This is a genomic window from Protofrankia sp. CiP1_Cm_nod4, from assembly GCF_982290645.1.
Map to the genome: position 1 here is coordinate 1582 of NZ_CEVIVC010000039.1, position 10713 is coordinate 12294.

Genomic DNA, 10713 nt, shown 5'->3' on the forward strand with positions numbered 1-10713 from the left:
TGGCGCGGGCGGCTCGCGTGCGAGTGGCGCGGGTAGCGCGGGCGGCTCGCGCGCGCCGGCGTCCGCCGCCCAGATCGCCGCCGACCAGGCCGCGGTCGACGCGGCCAACGCCGTGCTCCTGGTGGCGCAGCAGAGCCTGGAGCAGGCACGGATGGTCAGCCCGATCAGCGGTCTGGTGGCCGCCGTCAACATCGCCTCCGGCCAGTCCGTCGGCACCGGGTCGAGCACGGCCACGATCGTCGTGCTGAACCCGGACGCCAAGCAGGTGACGACGACCGTCAGCGACAGCGACCTGGCCGCTGTGAAGATCGGCGCCAGGGCCAGGATCACCCCCGACGGGACCAGCTCCCCACTGACCGGCACCGTGGTGGCGGTCGGCCTGCTCCCGGCGGCGTCCACCGCGTCCGGCGGGACGGCCTCGGCCGGGTCGTCGGGATCGTCGTCCGGGGTGGCCTATCCGGTGACCATCGGCCTGGACGACGGCGGCGGGAAGCTGTTCGCCGGCTCGGGCACGGCCGTGGCCATCGTCACCGCCAGCGCGACGGACGCGCTCGCCGTGCCGACCTCGGCCGTGCTGCGCATCGGCAACCGGTACGTCGTGTCCGTCCTGCGCGATGGCAGGGCGACCAGTGTGCCGGTGCGGGTGGGCGCGGTCGGCCCGGCCTTCACCCAGGTGACGTCCGGCCTGTCCGAGGGCGACAAGGTCGTCCTCGCGGACCTGAACGCCCCCCTGCCCACCGGCAACACCACCCCGCGCGGCCTCGGCGGCGCCGGCATCGGACCAGCCGGCCGCGGCCTCACCGGCGGCCGCGGCGGCCTCACCGGCGGCGGTGGCGCCGGTGGCGGCGGCTTCGTCGTCAACGGAGGAGGCGGCGGACGGAGCGGGTGACGGGTCACCCGTTCCGTCCAACCGCCACCTCGACGGAGAAGCAGAACTGTGGGTGTTCGGAGAGAAAGGGACGGGGTCAGTTCTCCGGGGTTTCGGTGGCGAGGAGGGCCTGGAGTTCGTAGACCGCTTCACGGAGCCGGTCGACGAAGGTGTACAGCCCGTCGGCCACCGCGCGCGGTGTGCTCAGGTAGAGGTTGAAGCGGTCGGGCAGCAGCACGTAGGCGATGCCGATGCACTGGCTGCTGGTCGAGCCGAAGCCGAAGTACTCGATGTTGACCGACGGCGCGGAGCTGGTGCTGAGGTAGTCGTCCCGCAGCTTCACCCAGCCCGGGCTGTCGTACAGGTCGAGCGCCTCGGTCACCCCCAGTTCCTCGCCGCGCCGTTTCTGGATGAGCTGCAGCTCCCACAGGTGCTGTTCGGGCGCCTGTCCCGACTGGCACTGCTTCGCCCGTGCCACGTGCTTCTCGGCGGCTGCCCGGAAGGCCGCCCGGCGGGCCGCCGCGTCCGCCGTCGGATCGTCCAGCGTGGCCACGAACCGCAGCACCTCGGGTGTGACGACGCGCATCGCCTCGGTGCGCCCGCGCCGGTACTGCCGGGTGGCGATCGACTCGTAGGTGGCGCCGGTCAGCCCCTTGGCCCGCTTGTGCGCGAGCTGGTAGGCCAGCTGCACGAACGCGTCCGGTGACACCCGCAGCTGCTTGGCCCGGTTCCCGCCGAAGTCGTCGAACGACAGGATGGTCGTGGCGGTGGCTGCGCCGTATGCCGCGAACGCCTCGTCGGCGGCCCGCACGTCGGCCCGCAGGTCGTCGTCCAGCACGAACTCGACGGGCCTGATGTCCGGCAGGCCCTGGGGGACGGCCCCCGACCGCGCCGAGTGCTCCTCGGGCGAGGAGCCCAGCAGCGAGTCGACGAAGCTGAGGATCGTGGTCCCGTCCAGGCCGCAGTGCTCGATGTTGATACCCGCGGTGCCGTCCTCGAACACGATCACCGAGACGGCCTTGTCGAACCACCGGTTACCGCTGTTGCCGTACAGCAGCTGGTCGCACGCCTCCTGGGTGTCCGTGGGCGTGATGTCCTCCAGGCACAGCAGGAACAGCGCGGTCTCCACCTCGTCGAGCGCGGCGGCGTTGCCGGGGTGGTGGGCGATCAGTGTCTGCCGGCTGGCCGCCCATTCCGCCCGGGCCTTGGTGGTCAGCTGGCCGACGGCGCTGTCCGGCGCGGCCGGGGCCGCACCGGCCTTCCGGATCGCCTCCAGGCCCGCCGCGAGATCGTCTAACGCGTACGGCCGGCCGTCGGGGCCCAGCACGTCCAGGTGGAAGATGTTCCCGCGGAAGAACACCGCGATGTGGCGGGCCCGGGACGGGCCCGGCCACTGCTCGCTGTACGGCACGCGGACGGTGTCCTGCTCGGCTCCGGGTATCCGCGTCGTGGAGAACAGGAACTTGTTCTGTTCCATCGACAGCGGCCGCCCCCGCTGGATGGCGGCCGGGATGCGTTCGTCGTCGAGCTGCAGTTTGTGGTTGACGGCGGCGGCGATGAGCCCGGCGGCCCGCTCCACCTGCCGCAGCGGCGACTTCTTGAACAGGAAGAAGAAGTTCGCGTTGAGCGCGATGCGGTCGCGGCGGCCCAGATACCGGGACGGCCAGAACGTGTCGAGCCAGCTGTGCACACCCTCGGTGGCGTCGTACTCCACCAGTGCCTGGTGGAGCCGCTGACCGGGGCCGCCCGGCCGCCGGAACGCGGCCACCGCCGCCTCGGTCCGAGCCAGCTCGTCCGCGGTCAGCAGCGGCGCGGCCCACTCCAGGAACCTCTCGGCGCTCTCCTCCAGGGCGGGCAGCGGCACCCGTGGCAGCAGGTCCTCATTGCCGAAGGTGCGGGTGGACAGTTCCTGCTCGGCAGGCGTACGGGCGGGTGGCTCCTGGCTGGCGGGGGCGGTAGCCGGGGTGGACAGCCGCTGGGTCACGCTCAGTTCCTGATTGACAGTCAATGTGATCCTCGGGCTCGGTGGTTGTGGGGACCTGGACGATTTCTTGCCGGTTAGTGATCCATTGCCGGTTGCGAGGTCGATGACCACGCAACCCTTCGTGCCGCGCGGCTGGGAGACGTAGAGCTGCGCGTAGAGCCAGCCGTCGGTTTCCAGACCACTCGGGTCCACGCCGACGTTGCTCAGGGTGTCCAGTACGAGCGACTGCTCCTGGGGAGAGGCGAAGCGCCGCTGCCGGAACATGTGCTCGAGATGAACGGTCTCGTACCCCAGTCCGGCCAGGCTCTCCTCGACGGGCTCGAACGGGAACATCCGTAGGACGAAATGCGCCATCCACGGCCGGCGCTCGTCGTTCGCGTGGACCACCCGCACGAGGGTCCGATGGGTGACGTAACCGATACAGCCGGTCGAGATGACCAGGTCGGCGCCGGCCAGCTGCCGGCGTTGTCGCGGGGTGGGGTCCTTCTCCTCCAGATCGGCGTGCACCGCGTCGTCGATGAAACCGGCGGCGAGCGCGTACGAGAGGGCGGGCCGCGAGGTGTCCAGGCCCACGAAGCGGATTCGGCGCGGGTCGGCCCGCGACCGGACCAGCTCCTGGTCACGGGCCAGCAGCGTCTCACGGGCCGGTGTACCCGCGTCCCGGTCGCAGTACCGTTCGTACAGCTCCTCCATGCTCGCGTCACATTTCAGCAGAGCCGCGTTGATACCGTACGAACAACCGATGTCCAGAATGTTGATACCTGAATCCCCCCGTAACTCCCGGCACGCTTCGATGATCTTCACGAAATGAGGTTTCGCCAGCTGCGGGATATCATAGTCGAGCCTGCGCAGCGTGTCGAAGTAGGCGTACGGGTCGGGTTGGGTGTAGATGTGATCGAGTGAAACTTTTCCGGTGGCATCAAAACGCACGGGCTGGGTTCCTCCTTGGATCACGGAACGGGCAACTGACCGGCATCGGGCCCGGGCTGCCGGTCGCCCCCCCAGACCGCGTCCGGCGGATCTTCCGGCCGGAACAGGTCGTAACCCACTCCGGCCGGCATCCGCCGGAAACGGCCTTAATCCAACAGTTGGTCGACCCGCACGGCGTTTCCAGCGGCCGCCAGGTGCTGGGGCAGCACCCGGCCGAAAAGCTGTCTCGTCCGCTCCACGCTGCCGACCACCCCAGGGCGTTCGCTGTACGAGAAAATCGCCGAGTGACGCGCGGTGTCACCACGCACGGCGCTCACCCGGTGCATCGAATAACGGCCCCTGAACAGTTGCAGATCCCCTGGCCGCAGGGACACCCGACGGATCAGGTGCCCGCCGTGGCCGGCCAGCACGGCCCGCACGTCGGCGAAGTTCTCCGTCGTCGTGGACCTGATACCCGGGCAGTACTCGAACACCCCGCCGTCCGTCGGCTCCTGTGTGATCAGGCTCACCGCGAACTCGTTCGTGTCGAAGTGCCATGGATGTTCCATGCCCGGGGTGACAACGTTGAGGCACAGCCCGGCCAGGGAATCCGCGAGCTCGTGGAGCCGGGGCAGCTCGAAACAACTGGCAATGAAGTGCTGGAACAACTCGTTGGTGTAGAGCTGATGAATGACGAAATCGTCGGGGATGCGATCGCGCGCCACGAAGGCGTTACCACGCCGCATGGGCAGCCGGCCGGGATGGTCCGCCGGCAGGTCCGCGTCGGCGGCTATGTTGTAGGCGTTGACGGTCTCGACGTCATAGTATGCCCGGGGGGCGACCGCGGCGCATTCCAGCCGTAGTTCCTCACGCCGGGCGGGCTGGATGAAGTTGTGCAGAATGCTGCAGCCGTGGGTGTGTAACTCCTGCCGGGTACGAGAGACCACGTACTCCCAGTCGGTGCCACCCGGCTCCGCCAGCGGATAGAAGGCCGTGCTGACCACCCGCTCGATCAGCCGGGCCGCCGATGCGATCATGAGGCTCTCCTCCGCCAGCCGGGATCATCGTCGCGAGGCAGGACAGCACAACCACACGGACAATCCCCACGACCGACGTCCATACGCTGGCAGTTGCCCGATCCACACGCTGTCAAGGCCTATCCCTCCCCCGCGAACAGGTCACGTCCGCAGCGTCTTCTCGCCCGCCTCGGTCATGCCAGGAGCACTCGAGGAACCGGGCACCGACACGAAACAAACATGATCGCACAGCTTTTTCGACTCTTAGCACATCGTTACTCTCGATTCATGGCCATGAAGTCGTTTGTGACGTGCGACACCATCCCTTGAAAACGCCAGACGATCACGATCGACCAGGATCTTCCCCGTCCCCGCCCTGGCATTCATTTTGACGCCGGCGGCAGCCTCAGCCGATAGTCACACCAGGTGACTAAAAAGTGAACCCCAAGTGAGCAACGACCGATTGTCGGACGATTACCAGCTAGTACCGGGTGACCACCGGATGGACGTCGACGGCCCCCGCACGGGCGGAGCGGGCCGGGGCGGCCCCGCGAGCCGGCCCGGCGTCGCAGGTGGCCCGTCCAGGCCGGCGAGGTGGGCTGGTAGCCCCTCGGCCAGCCCCTCGGCCAAGGCGGCGACACCACCCGGCACCGGCCCGGACCGGCCTGGCCGGCCGCTGCCCTGCATGGCGGCCACAACACGGCCACGTTACAAATTGCGATCAACAGTGTTGCAGGTCAGGACGAATCGGTCCGCTGTCTGGACGGTGGGACCATCCCCGGCCAGGTGAATGACCACTCGTTGCGACCATCAGCAGATTGTGAGCCGAGCAGATGCCCATTGCGGCGCAGTTCTCCGAGTACGGCACCAGCGACGTGCTGCGCGTCGTCGACCTCCCGGCCCCGGTCGCGGGCCCGGGCCAGGTGCGGATCGCGGTGCGGGCGGTGAGCGTGAACCCCGTCGACTGGAAGATCCTCCAGGGTGCTCTGCAGGAGCTGGTCACACTGGACCTGCCGGCGGGCCTGGGCAGTGACGTCGCCGGTATCATCGACCAGGTCGGTGACGGTGTGACCGCCTTCGCGGCCGGCGACGAGGTGCTCGGCTCGTCCTTGACCGCCTCCTACGCCCAGTTCGCGCTCGCCGATCCGGCGGCTCTTGTCGCCAAGCCGGCCGAGGTGCCGTGGGAGACCGCCGGCAGCCTCGCCGGCGCCGGCGGCACCGCGTGGAAGGTGCTCGAGCTGCTCGCTGTCACCGCGGGTGAGACACTGTTGATCCACGCTGCCGCGGGCGGTGTCGGCGTCCTCGCCGTGCAGCTGGCCGTCGCCCGCGGCGTGCGGGTGATCGGCACCGCCAGCGAGTCCAACCACGAGCTGCTGCGTTCGATCGGCGCCATCCCGGTCACCTATGGTGACGGCCTGGCGGACCGGGTTCACGCGGCCGCTCCCCAGGGGGTGGACGCCGTGCTCGACGCGTCGGGCCGCGGCGAGCTGCCCGTCTCGATCGAGCTGGCCGGCGGGCCCGAGCGGGTGCTCACCATCGCCGCGTTCGACGCCGCCGACCACGGGGTCCGCCTCCACGTCGGCGGCGGCGGGCAGGACACCGTGCGGGCGATCCAGGACATCCTCGTCCTGATCAAGGAGGGCCGTCTGCGGCTGCCGATCTGGCGTACGTATCCGCTGACCGAGGCGGCCGCCGCGCTCGATGCCAGCCGGGCCGGCCACCTCGGCGGCAAGATCGTGCTGCTGCCGTCCTGACGGACACGCCTGCCAGCGGCAGGTGCTTCCAGGCGGACCGGGCCGCCGCCGGACGACGGCCCGCGCACCCGGGCCTGGCTGCCGGGGCCGCTCCCGGACGTCCCACGGGCAGGAGCGGCCTGTGGACGCCGCGTCGGCAACGGGCCGTCCGCCCCGTGCCCGGCTGGCTGTCTACCATGGTGGACAGCCGTTCATGGTGGACAGCCGTTGGTTCCAGCGGGAGAGAGACTGCGATGGCTGGTGGAGCGGTGCCGACGCGGGCGGCGGCCCGCCTGGCACCGCCCCGTCGCGTGTCGGCGGTGTACCGCCTGCTGCTGGCGTGCACCGCGCTGGCCGGGCTGTTCGTCATGCACGGTGTGGCGGTGGGGCTGGGATGCCCTGGTGGCGCCCACACGGCGGGGCCAGTGGCGGGGCCGGCAGTGGCGGGGCCGGTAACGGAGCCCCACGGCCTGGGCGCCGGCCACGGGGCTCCGCAGGTACGGCACCCGCCCGCGGCGGCCCCGATGACCGGCCATGGGACGTCCGTGCCGCCTCCCATGCCGCTGTCCGCCCCGGCGAGCGGCCATGGGACGTCCGTGCCACCGTCAGTGGCTGTGATCACCAGCGGTGCCGGCGGGCATGGCGCCCTGTGCGTGTCGCTGCCGCCCCGGACAGGGCCGGGCGGCCTGCTCGGTCTGCTGGCGCTCCTGCTGGGCATCGCCGTGATCGCGTGGACGTGGCCCGGCAGGGGGCAGTACGCCGGCGTCGACAGCGGTGGCCGGCGGCGCCGGGCCCCACCGCCAGCCGGTTCAGGCCTGCTGACCAGGCTGTGCATATCCCGGACGTGACGCAACACCGCTGACCGGAGCAGGGCTCCGGTCAGTCCGACGTTGCTGTCCATCCGCGCGCGTGCCGCGCGCCGTCCGGAAAGACTTCCGATCCCAATGCTGACATTTCCGCGTTCGCACGCACTTCTGTGTTCGCATGGCCGCGTTTCGTATCCATCCACCGTCCGCCCGCGTTGTGCGCGTGTGCTGGCCGGTGCCACGCTCCTGATCGGGCTGGCAGCGGCCGGCTGTGGGAGCTCCACCACGACCGGGCCGGAGATCGCGCACCCGATGGCGTCTCCCGCGACGCCGGGGCACGGCGGGATGCCGGCGTCCGGAGGGATGCCCGGCCATGCCGGGATACCGGGCACGGACATGCCCGGCCATGCCGGGATGCCGGGCATGGAGGGGCTGCCGGCCGGGGAGGGCCTGGCCGCCGAGGCATCCGGGCTGCGGTTCGTCCCGGTCGCGTCGACGCTGCCGGCCGACCAGCCGACTTCGTTCCGGTTCCGCATCCTGGCAGGCCCGGGACAGCACGATCATGCTTCGGGCATGTCGCCGCTGGGCACCCACGGCACCGGGACGGGCGCCGGGGACGGCACGCCCGTCACCGCGTTCAGGCTGGACCAGACCAAACCGATGCACCTGTACCTGATCCGGTCGGACCTCACCGGCTTCCAGCACGTGCACCCGGACGTGGAGGGCGACGGCACCTGGACGGCGCCGCTCCAGCCCGTCCGGCCGGGCGCGTACCGGGTGTACGCCTCGTTCGTCACCACAGACGCCTCGGGCGCGGACGTCCCGACGGTCCTCGGCCAGCCGGTCACCGTCGCCGGCGGTTCCGCCGACACACCGCTGCCGCCCGCGTCGGCCACGGCCACGGTCGACGGTTACACCCTGGCCCTGGCCGGCGGGCTGACAGCCAGGAACGCGGGCACCCTGACGATCACCGTGTCCACGGGCGGCCGGCCCGTCACCGACCTACAGCTCTACCTGGACACCTACGCGCACCTGACCGCCTTCCACGAGAGCGACCTCGCCTTCGCCCACCTGCATCCGACGGGCACGACCCCGGGCGGGAAGGACGGCGGCCCGGCCCTGACGTTCGAGGCGAGCCTGCCGCGCGCCGGCAACTGGCGGCTGTTCGTTCAGTTCCAGACCGCCGGCGTGCTGCGCACGGCCGCGGTGACCCTGCCCGTCGGCTGACCGTCATCCGGCCGGAGCCGGGAAGCGGCGGCGGTCACCGACCGACGCTTCCCGGTGGTGGAGCCGCGTCGGCCATGAGCTGGGCGTTCTTCCTCGGTCATCCGCGGGACGGATCATGGCCGAAGCTCCTCCGGCGCGCCGGGAGCAGCGGGCCCCTCGTCGATGACGATCACGTGCAGGGTGCGCGGGCCGTGCACCCCCTCGACGCGCTCCAGTTCGATGTCGCTGGTCGCGGACGGGCCGGAGATCCAGGTCAGCGGCTGGTCCGGACGCAGACGGGCGATCGCGGCGGGGACGCCGGCCACGACGTCCCCGGCCGGTATGACGCAGACGTGCACGTCGGGGACCAGCGTGAGCGCGCGGCGCCCGCAGGCCGGGCCACCGTCGAGCACGATCGTGCCGGTCTCGGCCACCCCCACCGCGGCGCCGGTGAGCACCGCGTCGACGGCGTCCAGGCCGGGCACGGACAGCGGCGCCTCGCTGGTGTCCCGGAGCACCTGCCCGCCGGCCCGTGCCACCGCCTGTTCCGCCGCGGCGAGCCAGTCCGCGGGCAGCCCGGCGGGCACCGCGACCCGGCGCGCGCCGGCGAGCGCCCGCACGATCGCGGCGGTCAGGCCGTCCGGACGCACCCGGTCCACGACGGCCCGGTAGTCGGCGACCCGCTCGTGGAACAGCTCCACCGTCGCCGCCGACCGCCGCCGCGCGTCAGCCGTGTCGGCAGTGCTGGCGGCCGTGCCAGCCGCGTTGGCAGTGCCAGGCGCGCTGGCCGCGCGCGGGTGGGCATAGTCGCGGGGAACCGGGACGTCCTCGGGCCGCTCGGCCGCGGGCACATCGGCAAGCGCCGCCCGGATCCGGCGCAGCATCTGCTCACGCGCGCTCATCACGGCCGCCTTCCACCGCGGGGGCCTCCCCACCACGGATGCGCCCCACCGCGGGGGTGTCCTCCGCGGTGGGCGTGCCTGCCGTCGTCGGGGCGTCCCTGCCCGTGGGAGCGTCCTCTGCCGCGGCCGTGTTCTCGCCGCGGGTACGCGCCCACCAGGCACGGAAGGATTCCGGGGGCGGCAGCGGGACGTCGCGCGCCCGGCTCCACGCCGCCGCCGGGCCGGGCAGCGGCACCGGCCCGACGGTCTCCCGGTCACCGAGCAGCCGCCGCACCGCACCGGCACCGCGCTGGACGGCAGCCAGCCGGCCGGGCCGGGCCAGCGCCCAGGCCGCCGCGCGCATCCCGACCGCCTCCGCCGCCGGCCGCGGACGGGTGCGCGCCGCGTCGACGACCTGGCCGCGCAGGTGCACCAGCACCTCGGGAATGTCGATACGCACCGGGCAGACCTCGAAACAGCGGCCGCACAGCGACGACGCGTACGGCAGCGCCTTCTCCACCGGCCCGGCGTCCACCCCGTTCAGCAGCGGGGTGAGGATGGCACCGATCGGGCCCGGATAGACCGATCCGTAGGCGTGGCCGCCGGTCCGTTCGTACACCGGGCAGGAGTTCAGGCAGGCCGAGCAGCGGATGCAGCGCAGCGCCTGCCGGCCGACCGGGTCGGCCAGCGCGCGGCTGCGGCCGTTGTCGAGCAGCACCACGTGGACGGCGCGCGGACCATCACCCTCGGTAACACCGGTCCACATCGTGGTGTACGGGCTCATCCGCTCCCCGGTCGACGACCGGGGCAGCAGCTGGAGGAACACCTCCAGGTCGGACCAGGTCGGCACCACCTTCTCGATACCGACGATGCTGATCACGGTCTCGGGCAGGGTCAGGCACATCCGGCCGTTGCCCTCCGACTCGACCACCACCAGGGTGCCGCTCTCGGCGACCGCGAAGTTCGCCCCGGAGATCCCCACCTTCGCCGTGAGGAACCTGCGCCGCAGGTGCGCGCGGGCCGCGGCGGCCAGCGCCCGCGGCTGGTCGGTCAGGCCGGCCGGCGCGTCCGCCATCTCCCGCAGGAAGATCTCCCGGATCTCCGCCCGGTTGAGGTGGATCGCCGGGGCCAGGATGTGGCTGGGCCGGTCACCGGCCAACTGAATGATCAGCTCGGCCAGGTCGGTCTCCACCGCGGTGATGCCGGCCGCGGCCAGCGCGTCGTTGAGGCCGATCTCCGCGGTGACCATCGACTTCACCTTGACGACCTCGCCGGCGCCGGTGGCGCTCCCGCCGGCGCCGGCGGCCCGG

8 protein-coding genes are annotated in these 10713 nt (G+C 71.7%); 4 read left to right on the forward strand and 4 right to left on the reverse strand.

Annotated elements, in window-relative coordinates; genetic code table 11:
* The coding region (locus AC5LSR_RS09950; protein ID WP_493468376.1) for an efflux RND transporter periplasmic adaptor subunit at positions 1-889 on the forward strand (889 nt) is incomplete at its 5' end.
* A gap of 76 nt (positions 890-965) precedes the next feature.
* Here the strand turns inward: AC5LSR_RS09950 and AC5LSR_RS09955 are convergent.
* Together AC5LSR_RS09955 and AC5LSR_RS09960 are read right to left on the reverse strand one after the other, a co-directional pair.
* On the reverse strand, positions 966-2774 hold the full coding sequence (locus AC5LSR_RS09955; RefSeq protein ID WP_250286031.1) for a choline/carnitine O-acyltransferase: 1809 nt from the start codon (positions 2772-2774) through the stop codon (positions 966-968).
* A 1154-nt stretch (positions 2775-3928) separates the two neighbouring features.
* Complete coding sequence (locus tag AC5LSR_RS09960; protein ID WP_250286026.1) at positions 3929-4798, reverse strand: HalD/BesD family halogenase; 870 nt, start codon at positions 4796-4798, stop codon at positions 3929-3931.
* A gap of 812 nt (positions 4799-5610) precedes the next feature.
* Between AC5LSR_RS09960 and AC5LSR_RS09965 the strand changes: the two genes are divergently transcribed.
* The 3 genes from AC5LSR_RS09965 (at position 5611) to AC5LSR_RS09975 (ending at position 8543) form a co-directional block, all read left to right on the forward strand.
* Positions 5611-6531 (forward strand): NADP-dependent oxidoreductase, encoded by a 921-nt coding sequence (locus tag AC5LSR_RS09965; RefSeq protein WP_250286027.1) that lies wholly within the window; start codon positions 5611-5613, stop codon positions 6529-6531.
* A gap of 248 nt (positions 6532-6779) precedes the next feature.
* The gene (locus AC5LSR_RS09970) at positions 6780-7358 is read left to right on the forward strand and encodes a hypothetical protein (protein ID WP_493468377.1); all 579 of its coding nucleotides are present in this window, start codon (positions 6780-6782) and stop codon (positions 7356-7358) included.
* Positions 7359-7628: 270 nt separating this feature from the next.
* Positions 7629-8543 (forward strand): DUF8832 domain-containing protein, encoded by a 915-nt coding sequence (locus AC5LSR_RS09975; protein ID WP_250286029.1) that lies wholly within the window; start codon positions 7629-7631, stop codon positions 8541-8543.
* A 113-nt stretch (positions 8544-8656) separates the two neighbouring features.
* On the opposite strand, the gene AC5LSR_RS09980 is transcribed toward AC5LSR_RS09975, so the two are convergent.
* Both AC5LSR_RS09980 and AC5LSR_RS09985 read right to left on the reverse strand, forming a co-directional pair.
* Complete coding sequence (locus AC5LSR_RS09980) at positions 8657-9424, reverse strand: LutC/YkgG family protein (protein WP_250286030.1); 768 nt, start codon at positions 9422-9424, stop codon at positions 8657-8659.
* A partial coding sequence (locus AC5LSR_RS09985) for a lactate utilization protein B (protein WP_493468378.1) occupies positions 9411-10713 on the reverse strand: 1303 nt, incomplete at its 5' end. The genes AC5LSR_RS09985 and AC5LSR_RS09980, both read right to left, overlap by 14 nt.

What these genes read in the sequence shown, in the direction of transcription:
- AC5LSR_RS09960 (WP_250286026.1), bottom strand. Translation starts at nt 4,798, where the DNA reads ATGATCGCATCGGCGGCCCGGCTGATCGAGCGGGTGGTCAGCACGGCC.
- AC5LSR_RS09965 (WP_250286027.1), top strand. Translation starts at nt 5,611, where the DNA reads ATGCCCATTGCGGCGCAGTTCTCCGAGTACGGCACCAGCGACGTGCTG.
- AC5LSR_RS09975 (WP_250286029.1), top strand. Translation starts at nt 7,629, where the DNA reads ATGGCGTCTCCCGCGACGCCGGGGCACGGCGGGATGCCGGCGTCCGGA.
- AC5LSR_RS09980 (WP_250286030.1), bottom strand. Translation starts at nt 9,424, where the DNA reads ATGAGCGCGCGTGAGCAGATGCTGCGCCGGATCCGGGCGGCGCTTGCC.